The organism is Alteromonas sp. CNT1-28 (genome assembly GCF_022348345.1).
Lineage (GTDB): Bacteria > Pseudomonadota > Gammaproteobacteria > Enterobacterales > Alteromonadaceae > Alteromonas > Alteromonas macleodii.
Genome location: NZ_JAKREZ010000002.1, coordinates 89,149 through 107,800, shown reverse-complemented (window position 1 = coordinate 107,800; position 18,652 = coordinate 89,149). Strand labels below are relative to the sequence as shown.

The window sequence follows — 18,652 nt, the reverse complement described above, 5'->3', positions numbered from 1 at the left end:
CGAATTATGCAAAGCAGCCGTTGAATTCGCGGCTGCTTTTTTATTGGCTCGTTAGCTCAAATTCCAACTATCAAAGTTCGGCATCGTGTGCCCACTCCCCTCATATTTACTGCGCTACACACCTATAACAAAAAACCATAAATATTCACAATTCAACCTAACTTATGCATTAATTTGCTACTGCGAACTACTAGCAATTCATGCTATTGTTCTTAGCGTCTAAAAAGAAGTCTATTTCAAAGGTGTATTTTGACGCTGCAATCACTGATAAAGAATATCGACACAATTAGCTCTGTTGATGAAATCCCCGCCATTAAATCGTGCGTGGAAGCCAGTTATGCCTGGATAACGGAGTCCTTCGACGCTACGCCGGTTAATCAACTCGTTACCGGTCGTGCACAGTTCGTCGATGCGTTGCTTTGTCATCTTTGGCAACTTTATGGTTTAGATACCGTCGACGAATTATCGCTTTGCGCCGTTGGTGGTTACGGCCGTGGTCATCTGCAACCTCATTCAGACATCGATTTACTCATAGTTAGTAAAAAGAAGCTTAAGCCCGATGTACAAGAAAAAATTGGCATGTTCATCACCCTTTTATGGGATATCAAATTAGATGTTGGCCAGTCAGTTCGCACTATCAAAGAAACGGTCAAGCTAGCAAAAGACGATATTACGATTGCGACCAATTTAGTGGAAAGCCGATTACTTTGCGGCAGTGAAGCCACCTTTGATAAATTGTGGGATGAAGTTAACGGTCGAAACTCATGGTCGAGCAAAGCGTTTTTCTCAGCCAAGTACGACGAGCAGAAAAAACGCCACGCCAAATTCAACGGTACCGCTTATAACCTTGAACCTAACATCAAAGAAAACCCCGGGTGTTTGCGTGATATTCAATCTATTGGCTGGGTCGCCAAAAAGCATTTTAAAGAATATGACGGCTGGAATTTAGTAGGCCACGGCTACTTTACAGAACAAGAGCACAGTGAATTAATTGCTTGTCGCATGCACCTTTGGAAAATGCGTTGTGCACTACATCTGGTTGCAGGCCGAAGCGAAAACCGGCTGCTGTTTGATTACCAACCTGACGTTGCAAAAATGATGGGGTATGGTGAAGAAGGTAAATCGTCTGTCGAAAAAATGATGCGGGACTTTTTCCGCACCGTGGCGCGGGTGTCTGAACTGAATCAAATGCTGCTTCAGCGCTTCAAGTACGACATGCTGAACCAAAGCGTTCAGAAAAGCGTGATCATAAACGAAGATTTCGAGCTGCTCGATAACATGATATCGCCACGACACGAAACCGTGTTCTCCTCTCCCGAAGCAATCTTGGACTTTCTGCATTTGGTGGCCAACACGCCAGAAGTACAAGGCCTCAGTACGATTTGCATACGTCAGCTGCGCAACGCTCACCGCGCTTTTGAAGCAGAATACTATGTTGAGCGCCCGCTGTGCCGCGAAAAATTCATGCGCTTAATGAAACAGCCAGAGTTCTTTGATTTTGCATGGGACATCATGCATCAATACGGCATTTTACAAGCTTATCTTCCTGAATGGGATGCCATTGTAGGTATGATGCAGTTCGACCTGTTTCACGCCTACACGGTGGACGAACACACTCACCGATTGGTGAAGCACGTTAACTACTTTTTCTCAAAGGCAAATAAGGACTTCCCGCGCTGCGGCAGAATTTGTAGAAACCTCGATAAACCAGAAGTGCTTTATATCGCTGCTATTTTCCACGATATCGCCAAAGGTAGAAATGGCGATCATTCCACATTAGGCGCCCAAGATGTAGCAAAGTTCTGTCAGCAACACGATGTTCCCAGCGACGATGCTGAAATGATTGCATGGCTTGTAGAAAACCACCTACTGATGTCAGTGGTAGCCCAACGCCGTGATATTTATGACCCTGACGTTATAAGCGAGTTTGCTGGCGCGGTAAGAAGCCACAATCACCTTAATTTGCTTTATACGCTAACCCTTGCCGATATTCGTGCCACCAATGACAATCTTTGGAACGACTGGAAAGCATCTTTACTTCGCGAATTATATTTAATGACGCAAAAGGCATTGGATAATGGGCTACAGTGTCAAGTAACATTGAACGAGCGAGTAACTACTCACAAACACCAAGCAAGGCAAATTTTGCAAGAGCGCGCTATTGAGCCTGTTGCTATTGATGCATTGTGGGCCCGCCTGGACGACGATTACTTTGTTCGCTTTAAGCCTACTCAAATCGCGTGGCATACTGATGAAATTATTAAAGCTCAGAATGAATGGCTTACACCAGAGCACGATGGTCTGTTAGTAAAAGCAAATGATAACAGTGCGAAAGGTGGCACTGAGGTGTTTGTTTACGGCAAAGATAGAAAAGCATTGTTTGCGCAAGTCGCGTCAGTGCTGGACAGTCGCAACTGTTCAATTCACGACGCCCACGTTACCGTAACTAGAGACGGCTATGTGTTCGATAGCATGCTTATTCTTGAAAATGACGGCAGTCGTATAAGCTCAGAGTCTCGCATTGCCTCCATTGAAAATGCTATTTCTGCCCAACTTGAAAAGCCGGGACGTTCGCACGAAAATAAGCGTAAATTGCCTCGGCAAATGAAACAACTGGACGTGCCTACTAAGGTACGCTTTTTCAATATCAACGATGAAGCCACGCTTATTGAGTTAGAAGCCCTAGACGCTCCGGGCATTTTAGCTAAAATTGGTCACGCATTCGTTGATACTAATATGACGCTTAAGCTTGCGAAAATTGCCACCATTGGTGAGCGAGCCGAAGATATTTTTATCGTCAGCAATGAGGCTGGCAAAGCATTAACCCAAGAACAACAGGTGAACCTTAAAAAGCGTATCCTGTTCAAACTCGACCAACTTGAAGATATCACAATACCATGAATGAATTGAAAGCCATCATTGAAGACGCCTTCGAAAATCGCGATAGCATTAGCCCTTCATCTGCACCTGATGAAGTAAGAGATGCAGTAGCACAAGCTATTGACCTTTTAAACACAGGTAAAGCGCGCGTTGCAGAAAAAATTGCTGGCGAATGGGTAGTACATCAATGGCTTAAAAAAGCTGTTCTACTTTTCTTCCGTCTTCACAACAACGATGTGATTGAAGGCGCCGAAAGTAAGTTTTATGACAAAGTACCGCTTAAGTATACAAACTATACTGCTGAACAGTTTGCGGCTGACGGCGCGCGTATTGTTCCACCAGCAACGGTACGTACGGGTACATTCGTAGGCAAGAACGCGGTTGTTATGCCTTCTTACGTAAACATTGGTGCGTTCGTTGACGAAGGTACTATGGTTGATACATGGGCGACAGTAGGCTCGTGTGCGCAAATTGGTAAGAATGTTCACCTTTCAGGTGGCGTGGGTATTGGCGGCGTATTAGAACCACTTCAGGCTAACCCCACCATTATTGAAGATAACTGCTTTATCGGCGCGCGTTCTGAAATCGTAGAAGGCGTGATTGTTGAAGAAGGTTCTGTTATCTCAATGGGCGTTTACATCGGTCAGAGCACGCGTATTTATGACCGCGAAACCGGTGAAGTTCACTATGGCCGTGTACCAGCAGGTTCAGTAGTCGTGGCGGGTAACCTGCCAAGCGCAGATGGTAAATACAGCCTTTACGCCGCTATCATCGTGAAGAAAGTAGATGCGAAGACCCGCGCGAAAGTAGGTATCAACGCGCTACTTCGCGGCGTAGAATAAGCAGTATTTCTGGCTTATCGCTAACGGCTCGGGTTAATTTCAATTAGCCGGGCCACATGCTGAAAGACTCACAAATTAAAAGAGGCGCTTATGCGCCTCTTTCTTTTCGTAATCACGACACTTCTAAGACTTAAGCCAGCAGCTTATCTTTAATGGTGTTAACCCACTCTACTACGTCTTTTTCGGGCTCTAGGGTTTCAATCGCGTCAACCTCTAACATATCGGCAACTGCGTTACCTTGTAGCTCGGTCAGTAACGCTTGAAACTGTTTACCCGCACCACAGAAACTATCGCCATAGCTGCTATCGCCTAGCGCTGCTACCGCGAATGGCTTGCCGGTTAGCATAGGCGATTCGTCTTTCAGATCTGAAAACACAAACTCAAGGTTTGGTGGTACATCGCCCTGCCCTGTTGTAGAGGTAATGATCAAAAGTGCGTCAGCATCAGTAAAATCTGCAACCGACGGGTCGCTTTCTAGTGAGCAATCCACGCCCTGTTCAGCTAAGTTCTCTTCCACCTGCTCAGCTACGTGTTGCGCATTGCCGTAAACTGTACCCGCAATAATTTTCAATGTTGCCATTTTTACCTCTTAAACCAATGATCGTCGCCTTTGTCGACAGGCGGAAATTCTTACTATTTTATCAACCTAAACGCAAAACGGCGCTAATTTTTCGAGCCATAGTCGCATTTCACTGTGCATCTGTGAATTAATCGTTACCCACTTTCCAGTGATAGGATGAGAAAAGCCCATTTGAGTACAACTTAAGGCCAAATTGTTAAAATTAAAGTGCTGCTTGGCGAATTTGTTTTGTTTGCCGTCCCCGTGGGTCGTGTCGCCGATAATGGGGTGACGAATATGAACCATGTGCCGACGAAGCTGATGTTTACGACCGGTACTAGGAGAAAGCTTAACTAGCGAATATCGTGCACTTTGGTATTTGCCCACAGGCTCAGGCACTTCGAATTTTGCCACTGACTGATACATAGTTGATGCTGGTTGTGGCGGCTGCTGCGGGCGCTTATGCTTGTCTGCAATTTTGTCGTAGCGGTATTTTAGGGCGTAATCGATATACCCTGTGTGATGCACAAAACCGCGAACTATAGCGTGATACGTTTTTACTACCTGCTTGTCCATCATCTGCTGTCCAAGCTTTGCTGCAATTTCTGAGCTAAAGCTAAACACCAGCACACCTGAAGTGGGTCGGTCTAAACGATGAGCAGGATAGACGTGCTGGCCTATTTGGTCTCTAAGTGTCTGTACTGCGAACACCGTTTCATGTCTATCAATCGGGCTTCTGTGTACTAGTAGGCCAGGCGGCTTCTCAATCGCGATGATATGTTCATCTTGGTACAGCACAGGTAAATGAAGAGCATTAACGCTATCTTCCTCACCAACGTCTACCTTTCCTATTGTTTGCTCATCTGAATGCACAGTTAATTGGCCTTTTAAATCGTTCTGCATAGTGCGTTGTGTTTACTCACCCAATGTCTCCATTGGCAATATTATCAATAACTTGAAGCTGGGACAGAGTGCGCTGATGCGCCGATGACAGATATATTTCTGCTGCGGGCGCAATTTGCATGGGTGGTAAAGGCATTTCCTGTTTCAACAAAATGCGCATTTTGGGTATAAAAATAAAAGCCAACCAACTCTCAAACGCTAAACAGTCGACCGCAAAAGGAACCGCACTTTCCATAGCATTATTTAGGTCTTGTTCCGAAGGCTCTTCATTTGGCCAAATACCATCCTGATACATGTCTGTTTCTAATTGTATCAATGCTTTACTTAATGCTATGTGATGAGTGCTATTCGTTTTAATCACATCCTCTCCGCAATTCAAAAACGCTTCTATTTCGAAGCGCGCAGTATATCAGGGGCTAAAGGTCAACATAAGTCCGCGTGTCTTATCGTTGAATTTCTTCTGCTGTGATACCATTACCCGTCTTTGTTGGCGGTATCTCATCGATGTGCCCCTTTGAATAGATGTGACAGCCTGGCAAATTTTGATTAAAGCAGTATTTTGGAACGAGTTATGAGCGCTAACGGTATTAATTCTATCAGCGAGTTTTTGTTACATGCAGGCACTGAATATCAGGTTTTTGATTTAGGTCGTCGCCTTGAACCCACCGATAGTCAAACCTTTCTAGAAATAGAAAACGGCAGTGCTTACGCGCCCTACCCTCGTCAGCAGCATGCGTGGTTCGGCATCGTCTTTTGGAATAAAAATGCCTCCACGCAACACTATATTTGGTTTGTGAAACTGCCGCTTGATGAGCAAGGCTTAGTGGTGGCCGCAGCAAGAAATCATTTTCTAGAGATCATAGTTGATGCACTTGGTCAGTCTGTTGCTGAAGATACTGAAAACGCGCAAACTTTGCCTGATAATCCTTATTCGTTTGTTCCCAATCAATCGCAGCTCGCTCAATTTAACGCATTAGTTAAACGCACCCTAAACCAACCTTTAAGTGAAGAGTCGCAGAAAGTTGAGGCCTACATTCAAGCCCCGCAACTTGTTGATTGGCAGCAAATATCCATGCAGAGCGTGGCCGACTTTGTACATAGCCTAAGCCATCACCCCAAACAAGATGTATTAGCGCAGGCAATTAAAAACAACACCTCACTTTACTCGGACGTTTTCCTTAACACATTGATGGAAATGAGTGAAAGCGTTTCTCTGCCTGAAAATTTATTAGCGGCGTATTTGGATGAGATAGATAAAAGTGACGAAATCAATTTAGCGGCGCTAAGAGGCACGTCAGAGGGTACCTTTAACCCGACCATTAACAACAAACTACTCGAACTATTAAAAAGCGAAAAGTCGCAGAGACTTGATATTTTAAGCGTTATTGCAGCACGTCATTTCGAGCAAATGGAACCACTACTGCTTAGTGCCTTTTTAGAGCAGGCGGCAAACGTTGATGAAAAAGAGGGTCATAAGGGCGCCTTATTCGCAGGCTTCTTTTCAGATTTAGTACAAGTCCCGAAGTTACGCAGACAAGTGCTAACACTCCTGCATTCCAAAGCCAACCCTCAGATTCTCAGCAATGCATTTCAACAATTGTTTGCACAAGCGAGAAAGTAAATGACGTTACTTGAGTTAGTGGTGTGGATGGTTATTGGGTTTACTGGCTATCAGTTTTGGCGCATTCGAGCCATTTCTGAGCAAACAAACACTTACCTAAAGCAATACTGCGATAAACACGGTTTACAATTGCTGAGTGTGGCAAGAGCTAAAACACGATTTTCATTCAAATATGGAAAGCCTGACTGGCACAGTGTATTCAACTTTGAGTTTTCGAGTAATGGTGAGGATCGATATACTGGGGAAGTTGAATTGATAGGTGTAAGGGTTATGCGAACAGAGGTGCCGCCGCATAGAGTTTAAGCTTCTATGTCAAAAAGCGTGAGCGGTTCTTAATTCACCATTCAGGTCAGGTTTTACATAACAAATGCATACGGATTGGTAATAAACAACGCAAAAAAAAAGGGGAACCTAGCGGCTCCCCTTTTTCCTGGAATTTTGAGTATCCTTCTCCGCGATCCTTTGCGACTAAAATCTTCCCGATTAAAATCCGTATACGCCCCTTTCCATCTACTCTCGCGCCTTCCTGTGCGAGCTACACTTCCATGCGTAGGTCCCTTTCCTTTTTTCCTAAATTACTGCACATCCTACATGCAGTGTTCCTCATCCTGAGGCTGTCCTTGTCAGGCTCCGCTGACGATCCCTTCCTTCGTTCCATTTTTCGCTGTACATCCTGCTACAGCTTTGCCAATCCCTTAGCATGTCCTTCTTTCGTCCTTGGTTTGCTCGTCCATGCAAACTAGAAATTCCTTAATGGCTATCCTGCCGTTGGCTTCTTGCCTCTAGCTCCTTGCTAGCTCTCGTCCATTTTTCCCTGCTACATCCTGTATGCGAAGTCCTTTCACATTTTACGTCCCTGAATCCCTTTATATCCTTTAAAATCCGTTTCTAACATCCTGTTAATGCAGTGTCCTATCTGCTTTCCTTTCCCTTTCCCCACTGCCTTGTGGGAGTCTCATCCTTAAGTTGTCCTAACTTATTCCGTTGATGATCCTTGACTCAATCCGTGACTCGTCGTGTTTCCTTGTGACATGTTCATAGTATCCCTTCCAATTATTACCGCCATATTGAATTACAGAGATTTAAGAAAGATTCTTGTACGACTTTTGACTAATTTTTAAAAACTTCAATATAATCAATAACTTTATACTTTAGTATAAATTAATCTTTCATCATTTAGGTAAGATCACTCACAGCGTTTGTAGGAAATGTCTTACAAACGCTGTAGTAAATTTGGTGTAAAGATTGGAACTGCAACGTATGACGTTTTGGTAGGAGTATCACAACGAATAAAAAAACATCATTTTAGCCTGAACATTACCTCACCGTTCACATGAGAAAGGCTTAGTTGTCCTACAACCTGATAATTGTCATCGTTAAAGAAAGCGCGATGTTTTTCTATAGTCACGAATACCGAAACACCCTCACTTTTTTCATCTTCCTCTACCACGCTATCAATAGCGCCAAGTAAAATATGCCCAAGCCCATGATGTTGATAATCTGGATGTACTGCAATGAAACTCAGCATGTGGAAGTTATCGGCGGGAACTAATGCTCGCACTTTTTCTTCTTTCTCTAGCATTTGCTTTGTACCGAACAAACCTGCCGTTAAAAGCATCCGCAATCTCCAGTGCCAGTAACGTCCTGAACCAAATGCTGCATCGGGCGCGGTCAAGCATGCAACGGCAATAAGCCGCTCATCATCGAACAGGCCAATCATCGGCTGCTCTGCAACCCAAAATGCATTGAGCTCTTCACGGATAGCTGACCGTAGACGGCTTTCATAACCTTCTTTTTCTGCTTGGAAAATGTCAATGAACAATGGGTCATCTACATACGCATTGTAAAGAATAGAGGCGGCAACTTTGAGATCATCTACAGATAGATAGATTGCTTTAACCGTGTCTTGCAAGGGGGCTATTGCATTATTAATAGCATCAGTATTCATCAGGGGCTCCTTGTACGCAAAGTTATACAACTGCTTTTACCCATTTAAACAAAATGAGAGAAGTGGACACTACCGCACAACTTTTATCATTGCGCCAACCACCCACTTAAACTGATTAAACTTTAGCCTACGCGAAAAACCCCTGCATGTTAACTTTTTATTAACATTTAAAAACAGTTAGTAATGCATACTTTCGTAATCAATTACCAACTAACGATTATTAGTGCATTAAGCTATAAGCACTGTCACCCCAGCCAACTAAGTTTCCATTTCTGAAAACCAACGGCGTACACTCGTCTTTTGTGGTGATACCATCGCCCATCGTTTTTTGAGTTCGGTAGTAAAGTACGCGATATGTGCCGTCTTGCTTTTCGAACAGTTCATTGAAATCCGCAACGCCCATTTTTCTCAATACACTTTCGTAAGTTGTCCCTGTTTCAAGATTCGCAATGTGTTTACGATTGTTAAACTCTCTGCCTTCCCAATCAGCACCATAGTGACTATCTGAACCGCCACCTACTGATACGACACAACCTGAAAGCAAAACTGAAGATGCCAAAGCTACTGAAAGAAGAACCGTTTTCATGTGAATTCCTTAATTATGTGTGTTGTTTTTATTCGATACTACGCCTACTTTGTGAACCGACACTGAATAGACATAAATACGCTAACGTAAGAACCACTGCGTTTATGCGTGATAATGTAAGTTATGATTGGTAAACAAGATTAAGGCCAAAAATTAAATCATTGATTTTTATAATAATCTTAATAACACCATTCTACGAAGACTTTGAAAAATAGTGAAATCAGTAACTTATTAGTGAAATTGACTACGTAGACAGGCTACACTGCGACTATTCATGACTTTGAACCATTTTCGTATTATGAGTAACGCTAACCTGCAGCAACTTCACGTTTTGTGCCTTCAAATGCATAAAGAAGGAAAAACACCGTCCGTAGGCATTTTACGTGCAAAAGCTCCCTTTAAGGTATCGGTAACCGAAGCTATTGAAGCGATTAAGCGATTTAACGCACACAAACCTAAGCTAGAGGTATCTAACGAAGAAAACGTAGCGCAACAAAATCCTGTCGCCACAACTGATGAGCCGGGCAATTTGCATGCACGGGTAGAGACGTTAGAAAAAGAAGTGGCGGAGTTAAAGCGGGCGCTACATAAAATTATTAACGCCCAATAGCTTTTAGTCTTGCAGGCCGGTAATTTTAGGTCTGATTGACGTCAGTCATAGCGTCAACGTCATATAGCAGGTGTAAGTTGCTCAATAAACACCGCAAGAGATGGCGCAAGAATTTTGGCAGGCTCTCTGCCAACCTGCTCGAGTGCCACTTCGCCACTTTCGTTGACAACGGTTAAAATAAAATCTTCTTCGTCAGTTAAACCAAAAAACAATGTTGGCGCTTGCCTAAGTCTTTGCTTCATCAACAAATGCCCAATCAAGTTTTGCTGTAATCTTTCAAAATCTTCGGTATTGAAAACTTGAAGCAATTCACAGCGACCTTGCGGGGCGTTAGCCTTTAAATTATCGCTGTAGTAACGAGTAAAATACTCGCAGTAGTCAGGATTTAGCTTTAGCGATAATGCCTCTTCAACATTACTGAAAGACTGCACAGGCGATTGAAGCGTAGGAGACCATCTAACAAGTTCACCGTCTTGCGCCGTCGTCTCATAGCACGGCGAGGGCCACTCGCTATCAAATGCTATCTTGAGTCCCTCGGCCTGTTCGACATAAGATGATACAAATTTATCTAATTGTGCTGAAATTGTTAGAGCCATTATGACGTTACCTGCGTATTTTTGGGGTACACTATACAACTAAACAGTTAAGTCAATACTGGGGTTAATTCTACTGTGCTGTAAGACTGTGTGTCGCTGTGCAGTTCAACACTTTTAATCCCGCGTAGATGCATAAAAGGTTCTTATGTCGACGGACAACTCACCTCAAAAAATTACTATCTCTGCACCTGATGACCTCTCTTTGGGTAAACAGGTTGACTATGAATTTGAATATAATCCTGACTTGTTGCAAGGCGTGCCGCGCAGTCTAAGTCGTGATACGTTGAACCTGGCTGGCTCCGGTTTACCTTTTGATGGTATCGACACTTGGACAGGATACGAACTTTCTTGGCTAAATTTAAAGGGTAAACCTAATGTGGCAATTTTAGAATGCCACGTTCCTATCACCTCAAAGAATCTAATCGAATCAAAATCATTTAAACTGTATTTGAATAGCTTCAACCAAACAAAATTCGCTTCAGCAGAGGACGTACGACAAGTGCTTCAAGCGGATTTGTCAGCGTGCGCAGGGGAGCCTGTCGAGGTAAAACTAATTCTTCCAGAGCAGTTTTCTTCGCTACAATTCCAAGAATTTAACGGAACCTTGTTAGATAGTCTGGATGTAGAAATCGATCAATATTCCCCTAATACTCAATACTTGACTGTTGCGAAAAATGTAACAGGAGTTCAAGAGACGCTTGTTTCTCATTTACTTAAATCTAATTGTTTAATCACAAGTCAGCCAGATTGGGCTAGTATTCAAATAAGGTATGAAGGAAAAGCTATTGAACACGAAGGGCTTTTGAAATATCTAATTAGCTTTAGGCAACACAACGAGTTTCATGAGCAATGCGTTGAGCGCATTTACAACGACATCATGCAGCATTGTCAGCCAGATAAGTTAACCGTTTGTGCGCGTTACACACGACGAGGAGGTTTAGATATCAACCCTTTCCGTTCAAATTATGAAGCGCCTTTTGCTAATCATCGTCAAGCACGTCAGTAATATAACGGTGAAGTACATACCAACGCTACCTGAGCCGCGGCAGTAATAGCGAATTAGAATAAAGACGAGATTATGGAAGCAAAACAACTACAAACCCTAAAACAAAATAACGCGCTTCTTTGTCAGTTTATTGTGAAACTCTCAGCATTTTATGAGGGCTTCTCGGATAAGATCGATACTGAACTTAAGGTGTTACGAGGCCACCTTTCTGGCACACCTAATTTTAGTCTTGCCGCTGTGAGCATAGAAAAACTCAACAAATCACTTCAGCATCAAGAAATAACGCTTAGAAAGTACAGTATTGATACTGTTTCATCGCTAGAAAATGCAATGAAACAACTACAGAAAATTGTATTTGAAGATACTGAATTAAAAGGGTTAACCACGCAGGAATTGATTAAGCTAAATCAACCTGTAGGTGATATTTTCAGTATTTATAAACTCTATTCAAAAGCCATCGCGCTTCACCGCATTGCGCTCAACAAGGAAATGGTTGGACTTGAGCCATCTGAAATTACAGAAACTAAGTCCACTAGCAATGAAAGCACATCGGCTCATTCGATTAAAGATGATAACCCTCACTACCGTTCTATTTTGGTTGAGCTTAATCACCTTATTGCTTCTTATGCGCAAAAAAAACCTAACGATCAGCAACTCAACGATATAAAGCAACGTCTTGATGAAGGCATGGATGAAGACCAACTGCTTAAAAGCTGCGTTGTAATTTTACGCATGATCGTTCAAGACGCTATGTCAGAGGCGAGCTTAACAGGAAGGGTGATTCAGAGTCTGCACCGTTCATTAGGTCAGGTGAGTAGCGACGTAAGCAATACGATCCAAGGTAGCCAAGCCCAGTTCGAGCAGCGCCAAGCTGGTAATGAGCAACTTAAACGTGACATTATTCACATTGAAGAAGCCGTATCGGAAAGCAGTTCTTTAGAAGCACTTAAAGAGCAGACACAGTTTCGCGTAGAAAAGCTTGTGACTACGTTAAGCGAGCAACAAAGCAACGACCAGCAAGGTCAAGAAGCGTTAATGGCACTGCTCTCCTCTATGCAATCGCGAATAAATACACTTCAGCAGCAAACCAGCGTTTATAAAAAGAAGCTGGCCGAGCAAGCAATGCAAAGCCGCACCGACCCCCTCACTCGGCTTCCAAACAGGCAGGCGTATAATGAGAGACTAGAAGCTGCTTTCACTAAATTTAAAGAAAATGGTGACTTGCTTGCGGTCGCCGTTGTGGATATTGATCATTTCAAGTCAATCAACGATAGATTCGGGCACGCAGCAGGCGATAAAACCCTTCAGGTAGTGAGTAAATTCTTAAAGCAAAGTTTGTCCGAAAGTGATTTTATTGCCAGGTGGGGAGGAGAAGAGTTTGTAATGCTACTGCCTCAGGCGCAGATGGCAGATATAGATAAGAAGCTTAATGAAGTTAGAACTAAACTTGCTGCAATGCCGTTTAAATTCAAGCAAGAAAAAGTAAAAATCACCGCATCTTTTGGCGCAACCTGTTTCAATGACAATGATACTACTGAAACTGTGTTTGAACGCGCCGATGAGTACCTCTATAAAGCAAAACGAAACGGCCGCAACCTCGTAGTCACTGATTTAAGCACTGACTTATAGGAAGTAAAAATATGAAGAAAGTGCAGCTTAACCCTGTTGGCTGGATGAGCCAGCTATCACAAGTAGAAGTTTCTCGTCTTCAAGACGCCACCAACAGCGAGCTCTTTGCTATGTTCAGAAACTGTTGCCTTGCAGTATTGAACAGCGGCGTTGACGAAGACAATTTCGAAGCACTTTTTGCTCCTTATGAAAATTTTGAAATAAAACTCATTCGTCGTGAACGAGGCGTAAAAATAGAACTCGTGAACCCTCCTGAAGTGGCTTTCGTTGACGAAAAACTCGTTCGTGGTGTGCACGAACATCTATTTGCGGTCCTTCGCGACCTGCTTTATATGGGTAACAAGTACGCATTTCTTCACCAAACCGCACCGGCTGAAGGTAACGACATCACAGACATGGTGTTTGACATGCTACGCCACGCTAAAGCGCTTGAAGGGAACGATGGCGTAAACACAATTGTCTGCTGGGGCGGCCATTCCATTAATCAAGTTGAGTACAAATACACGAAAGAAGTGGGCTATCAGCTCGGCTTGCGCGACATGAATATTTGCACAGGATGTGGGCCTGGAGCGATGAAGGGTCCAATGAAGGGCGCCACCATCGGCCATGCAAAGCAACGCCACAAGACAGGCCGTTACATTGGCATCTCTGAGCCGAGTATTATTGCCGCCGAGCCGCCCAACGCCATTGTCAACGAGCTCATTATCATGCCTGATATTGAAAAGCGTTTAGAAGCGTTTGTTAGACTCGGACATGGCATTATCGTGTTTCCAGGCGGTGTAGGCACTGCCGAAGAATTACTTTATCTGCTTGGCATTTTGATGAATGAACGCAATGCGCAGCAACCTTTTCCTTTCATTCTAACAGGGCCAGCTGGTAGCGAAGAATACTTTGAAGCCATAGACGCCTTTGTTGGTGCAACACTGGGTCCAGAAGCACAGTCAAAATATCAAATCATTGTGGATGACCCAGAAGAAGTAGCACGCACCATGAATAAACACCTTGAAAAAGTGAAGAAGTTCAGAGGTGCGATGGGTGACGCATTCAGCTTTAATTGGTCATTAAAAATTGAACAGGACTTTCAACAGCCCTTTATTCCAACGCATGAGAGTATGGCCGACCTTCAACTGCACTTAGATCAAAGTAAAAGTGATCTAGCGGCCAATTTGCGCAAAGCGTTTTCAGGCATTGTTGCGGGTAACGTAAAAGCAGAAGGCATTGCTCAGATCAAAAAACATGGTCCGTTTGAGCTCACCGGTGATAGTACACTGATGGAGAAGGTTGATACACTACTCGAGTCGTTTGTAAAACAGCATAGAATGAAGCTGCCTGGTAGCGCGTACGAACCATGTTACGTTGTAAAGAACGATAAGAGAAACAGCGAATAACACGAGACCGTGGCAAGACGCATTTGCTTACGTTTACTACTTATGTTTAGTAGTCGTTTTGCGGTACACTATTAGAGAGTATTGTTTAACGAATGATTGTAGTGCACATTTAGCCTATGCTCGGCTCCCGAACAATGTCGGGCTTTGGCTTGCAGTAGCATTCAAGTAAAGAAAAACGAGAAGTAACGGTCATGAATACCAAGGTTATTCGTCTAATTTTAGCTGGCATCGCCCTTTATGCGGTGTTTGTTTTTATGGTTATCGCGTTCTATCCCGATAAGCCTGAGAATATGGATTGGAAAGACCGTGAAGAATATAACCGTGTCCAAATAACCAAGTTAAAGTTAGGCAGTACAAGAGAAGAAGTTTTGGCGTTACTAGGCTCACCTGACATTACAGAAGCCAAGCGACAGGGTGCCACAGCTATTCAAGTTATGTTTTTTAGGACACAACATGTGCGCGCTGACGGCTTAACCACGCAAGATGAATGTACACCGTTGCTTTTTGAAAACGACAAACTTATTGCATGGGGTGAAGGGGCTTACTCCAGTTACCAAAAAAGTTAGAAGGATGGGGAGTGAGCGACATCATTTCCACGCTTAAACGCCTGGTTCAGTTAGGTAACACTGAACTTTCTGTCGAGCAGCGTATAAACCATTGGTTGAAAATCGCTAAACGGATCCTGACCTTAGTAAACGCCAATCCAGCGCTTGCTGCAGCAACGTTACACATCGATAATGACCTTCCCAAAGATACTCAACATCTTTTATTATTGGCGCTGTTTGGCAAGCTTTGCCGATTAAACGACCACTATTTACAACATGTGCTTGCGTCTTTACTCGCATCCCTCTGGCTTTCAAGTAAAGGAACACCAAGCGACCAAACGGCCAATATCATTCGCTTTTTGCGTAAACACAATCTCTCGATTTGGCTGGATATCATTAAACTTCAAAAAGCATTTAGGTCAGACAAGCCAATTAACTACGTTGCAGATATTCGGCTTAATATGGTTCAAAGGCTTTGTCTCCTAGCAAATGTTTTCGCTACTAAAACAAAAAAAGCAGATTATCGTGAGGTTTTCACTCAGATCGTTTTACGCCTTCCAGCACATCATCGTCACCTTATTGCACCACTTATCAACCTATTTAATGGTGTGCTACCTGGCGCAAAGGTTTACGCAAACGGCGTACCGGGCGCGCTAGTCGACATTCAGCAAAATCACGGCTACGTATTTATGCTTAGTCAAGACGATGAAGATGGAAAGTGGCTGCCTCTATCGTCAATACGCTCTCCCATTTCACTATCAATGCCGTTTGAGCACTTTGTTGCTCTTTACACTGATACCGCCACTGCGAGAGTAAATCATGGCGGCACACCACTTTTACCTTCTACATTCGCTATTCAGCATCCCCCTAAAGCTCTTATAACTATTATCGATGAGCTGCAAAAGCGCGATGTAGATATTGAACAACTTTGCGAAAAAATTGAAAGCGTGCCCACGTTTAATCACTTTTTGATGCACACTGCGAGTCAGGACAACCGTCTTCAGCTTCCGGTTAAAAGCATTAAACAGGCGGTTTTGACCTACGGCATTGAACGTGTGGGTGACATGCTTATTCAATTTGCGCTGTTAGAACGGCTAACGCAAAACCAATTTCCACTGATGGGCATGTGCAAGCAATTGACTTTATTGGCTTGTTCATTTGCAAGCTATTTCGCACAACTCGCCGATTCGAAATTTTCGCCGCAATCTGCCGCACTGACCATGACCTTTGTTTGTACTCCCTTGTTCACGCTACCAGGGTTTAAAGTGTCACGAGCATTACCCGTCGACCTCACCAAAGCTGTGTCCATTAATAGCGCATTCAAGGTCAAATCTGACACGCCTTGGCTAGCAATCGCTTCTGAACTTGCTGGAAGTTGGCATCAAAGCTCGACGTGGCGTGCCGTTATACACCAATGCAGTAAAGTAAGTACGGACGTTCCTAAATCACTTCAAAAGGAACAAGCAATTCTGGTGTTGAGCTTCGCAATCGCCAAAGCATGCTTATTTAATCAGGATATTTATTCATTACTTCAGGATATCAATATCAAAACACTTTTAAATATCCTAGGTATTCGACGAGATGATGTGGTAAACGCACTAGACGCTAATGGGTCACTATTGTTCTGTCCGCTCGCGCAGTAACGTCATTTACTCCTAAACATCGTACTCGGCTATTTAATTAATCTTTACGAATGGCTATAACTTGCGCCAGGTATCGTATAAAATACGGCAACTTTTGCAGTGCTTAACCCTTTTTCCCTACATTTTCCATTATAATAAGTAAGCAGGCAGAAATTGGCTCATAAACGCCAAGCTACAAATTGAATAAACCTAACGATTTTGACAACAGAATTACCAGAGGATCCCTCCACATGACTCAGCAACGTATTACAGTCATTCGCGGTGACGGCATTGGCCCGGACATTATCGATGCAACCACAAAAATTTTAGATAAGGTTGGCTGTGACTTTGCCTATGACTATGCCGATGCTGGCCTAGTCGCACTGGAAGAACATGGCGAGCTTCTACCTCAAGAAACTTTAGACCTAATCGCAAAAAACAAAGTTGCGCTTAAAGGTCCTTTAACGACCCCCGTTGGTGAAGGTTTTACTTCAATCAACGTTAGTCTTCGCAAGCAGTTCAAACTGTACGCAAACCTTCGTCCTGTGATGTCATTCAAAGGCACAAAAGCACGTTACGAAGACATCGATATCATTACCGTTCGTGAAAACACGCAAGGTATGTACTCTGGTCTTGGCCAAGTTGTATCAGAAGACGGTAACGAAGCTGAAGCAATGAGTAAGATCACTCGTGACGGCGCTGAAAAAATCGTTGTTTTTGCTTATGAATTAGCGCGCCGTGAAGGTCGTAAGAAAGTAACAGCTGTTCACAAAGCTAACATCCTTAAGTCAACATCAGGTCTTTTCCTTAAAGTAGCCCGTGAAGTTGGTGAGCGTTATCCTGACATCGAGTCAGCTGAAATGATCGTTGATAACTGCTGTATGCAGCTTGTGATGAACCCGCATCAGTTTGACGTTATCGTTACGACTAACCTTTTCGGTGACATTCTATCTGACCTATGTGCTGGTCTTGTTGGTGGTCTTGGTATGGCACCAGGTGCAAACATCGGTGAAGATTGTGCAATCTTCGAAGCCGTTCACGGTTCTGCACCAGACATTGCTGGTAAGAACTTAGCTAACCCGACGTCAGTAATCTTGGCAGCAGCGCAAATGCTTGAGTACCTAAACATGGGCGATAAAGCAGAGAAAATTCGCGCAGCACTAAAAGACGTTATCGAGTCTGGCGATCGCACAACACGTGACCTTGGTGGTGAAGCAGGTACAACCGAGTTCACTCAGGCGCTTCTTGACCGCCTATAAGCGTTTGAGCTTACACCTTTCAATTATTTCAAAACGGGCTTAATAGCCCGTTTTTTTATGCCTCTATTAATCACTCTCCTGCTTTAAACTGTACTAAAACTGGACTACCGCTTTTCTCGTTCACCTTTATTATTTCCTTTGTACACGTTGAAGTGTGCTGAGCTTTGTAACTTGGTCACAACAGAAGACAGGAAATTTTTAAAGAGGCCTGCTCCGCTTGCATCTAGGTTACAAAAGTCAGCGCGCTTTGGTACATGACTTAAACCCATTTACTTAAATATTGCGCCGATAACGCTTTATGGCGCGCTTAGCAACATACAAGGAAAGATGATGAAAAAATTAATCTCAGGTTTACTCGTACTATCTGCACTAGCCATTCAAACGCCAGCGGTTCACGCTCAACCAGCGGATAGCGAAAATGCGCAAGCTAATGAAGGTACAAGCCAACAACAACGTATCGATTTAAACTCGGCGACCGTAGAGCAATTAATTACCCTACCCGGCGTTGGACAATCTAAAGCGAAAGCTATTATTAAATATCGTGAAGAAGTAGGCCCGTTTCTTGAGGTCGCACAATTAACTCAAGTGAAAGGTATCGGTGAAAAGATGCTTAATAAAATTGAAGGCTATGTACAGGTAAGATAGAAGGACTAAAGCG

At 43.5% G+C, this 18,652-nt stretch carries 18 protein-coding genes; 12 read left to right on the top strand and 6 right to left on the bottom strand.

Going from position 1 to position 18,652, the window contains the following annotated elements; all coding sequences use genetic code 11:
* The first annotated feature begins 249 nt into the window (after positions 1-249).
* Positions 250-2,901, top strand: a complete 2,652-nt coding sequence (glnD, locus tag MHN02_RS02165) for a [protein-PII] uridylyltransferase (protein ID WP_039224764.1) — start codon at positions 250-252, stop codon at positions 2,899-2,901.
* Complete coding sequence (gene dapD / locus MHN02_RS02160) at positions 2,898-3,722, top strand: 2,3,4,5-tetrahydropyridine-2,6-dicarboxylate N-succinyltransferase (protein WP_239244347.1); 825 nt, start codon at positions 2,898-2,900, stop codon at positions 3,720-3,722. The genes glnD and dapD overlap by 4 nt, the downstream gene beginning before the upstream one ends.
* 130 nt (positions 3,723-3,852) lie before the next feature.
* Here the strand turns inward: dapD and MHN02_RS02155 are convergent, their stop codons facing one another.
* The 3 genes from MHN02_RS02155 to MHN02_RS02145 form a co-directional block, all read right to left on the bottom strand.
* Positions 3,853-4,302 carry a flavodoxin gene (locus MHN02_RS02155; protein ID WP_061484989.1) on the bottom strand — a complete coding sequence of 150 codons (450 nt, stop codon included), beginning with the start codon at positions 4,300-4,302 and terminating at the stop codon, positions 3,853-3,855.
* Positions 4,303-4,368: 66 nt separating this feature from the next.
* The gene (truC, locus tag MHN02_RS02150) at positions 4,369-5,184 is read right to left on the bottom strand and encodes a tRNA pseudouridine(65) synthase TruC (protein WP_239219865.1); all 816 of its coding nucleotides are present in this window, start codon (positions 5,182-5,184) and stop codon (positions 4,369-4,371) included.
* Positions 5,185-5,200: 16 nt separating this feature from the next.
* Entirely contained in the window at positions 5,201-5,545 is a 345-nt protein-coding gene (locus MHN02_RS02145; protein ID WP_231506420.1) for a YqcC family protein, read from the bottom strand.
* Between the two features lie 210 nt (positions 5,546-5,755).
* Here MHN02_RS02145 and MHN02_RS02140 point away from each other — a divergent pair, with 210 nt between their 5' ends.
* The gene (locus tag MHN02_RS02140) at positions 5,756-6,805 is read left to right on the top strand and encodes a DUF3549 family protein (protein WP_156086045.1); all 1,050 of its coding nucleotides are present in this window, start codon (positions 5,756-5,758) and stop codon (positions 6,803-6,805) included.
* Entirely contained in the window at positions 6,806-7,108 is a 303-nt protein-coding gene (locus tag MHN02_RS02135; protein ID WP_049585979.1) for a DUF3301 domain-containing protein, read from the top strand.
* A gap of 997 nt (positions 7,109-8,105) precedes the next feature.
* Here MHN02_RS02135 and MHN02_RS02130 read toward each other — a convergent pair.
* The gene (locus MHN02_RS02130; RefSeq protein ID WP_014948543.1) at positions 8,106-8,753 is read right to left on the bottom strand and encodes a GNAT family N-acetyltransferase; all 648 of its coding nucleotides are present in this window, start codon (positions 8,751-8,753) and stop codon (positions 8,106-8,108) included.
* 220 nt (positions 8,754-8,973) lie between these two features.
* Positions 8,974-9,339, bottom strand: coding sequence for a DUF3192 domain-containing protein (locus tag MHN02_RS02125; protein WP_239244345.1), 366 nt, complete (start codon positions 9,337-9,339; stop codon positions 8,974-8,976).
* Positions 9,340-9,613: 274 nt separating this feature from the next.
* On the opposite strand from MHN02_RS02125, the gene MHN02_RS02120 reads away from it, so the two are divergent.
* Positions 9,614-9,949, top strand: a complete 336-nt coding sequence (locus MHN02_RS02120) for a hypothetical protein (protein ID WP_239244343.1) — start codon at positions 9,614-9,616, stop codon at positions 9,947-9,949.
* Positions 9,950-10,008: 59 nt separating this feature from the next.
* Here the strand turns inward: MHN02_RS02120 and syd are convergent, their stop codons facing one another.
* Positions 10,009-10,545 (bottom strand): SecY-interacting protein, encoded by a 537-nt coding sequence (gene syd, locus MHN02_RS02115; protein WP_239244341.1) that lies wholly within the window; start codon positions 10,543-10,545, stop codon positions 10,009-10,011.
* Between the two features lie 145 nt (positions 10,546-10,690).
* Here syd and queF point away from each other — a divergent pair, with 145 nt between their 5' ends.
* The 7 genes from queF to MHN02_RS02080 all read left to right on the top strand — a co-directional run bounded on the left by queF (position 10,691) and on the right by MHN02_RS02080 (position 18,639).
* Positions 10,691-11,551 carry an NADPH-dependent 7-cyano-7-deazaguanine reductase QueF gene (gene queF, locus MHN02_RS02110; protein ID WP_061484980.1) on the top strand — a complete coding sequence of 287 codons (861 nt, stop codon included), beginning with the start codon at positions 10,691-10,693 and terminating at the stop codon, positions 11,549-11,551.
* A gap of 72 nt (positions 11,552-11,623) precedes the next feature.
* Positions 11,624-13,180, top strand: a complete 1,557-nt coding sequence (locus tag MHN02_RS02105; RefSeq protein ID WP_239244339.1) for a diguanylate cyclase — start codon at positions 11,624-11,626, stop codon at positions 13,178-13,180.
* An 11-nt stretch (positions 13,181-13,191) separates the two neighbouring features.
* Positions 13,192-14,568 (top strand): nucleotide 5'-monophosphate nucleosidase PpnN, encoded by a 1,377-nt coding sequence (gene ppnN, locus MHN02_RS02100; RefSeq protein WP_014948537.1) that lies wholly within the window; start codon positions 13,192-13,194, stop codon positions 14,566-14,568.
* A 191-nt stretch (positions 14,569-14,759) separates the two neighbouring features.
* A complete protein-coding gene (locus MHN02_RS02095; RefSeq protein ID WP_014948536.1) occupies positions 14,760-15,134 on the top strand; it encodes a DUF3192 domain-containing protein in 375 nt (124 codons plus the stop codon).
* 11 nt (positions 15,135-15,145) lie between these two features.
* On the top strand, positions 15,146-16,756 hold the full coding sequence (locus MHN02_RS02090) for a histidine kinase (protein ID WP_239244337.1): 1,611 nt from the start codon (positions 15,146-15,148) through the stop codon (positions 16,754-16,756).
* Between the two features lie 230 nt (positions 16,757-16,986).
* Complete coding sequence (locus tag MHN02_RS02085) at positions 16,987-17,994, top strand: isocitrate dehydrogenase (RefSeq protein WP_014948534.1); 1,008 nt, start codon at positions 16,987-16,989, stop codon at positions 17,992-17,994.
* A gap of 330 nt (positions 17,995-18,324) precedes the next feature.
* Entirely contained in the window at positions 18,325-18,639 is a 315-nt protein-coding gene (locus MHN02_RS02080; RefSeq protein WP_014978538.1) for a helix-hairpin-helix domain-containing protein, read from the top strand.
* The last annotated feature ends 13 nt before the right edge of the window (positions 18,640-18,652 follow it).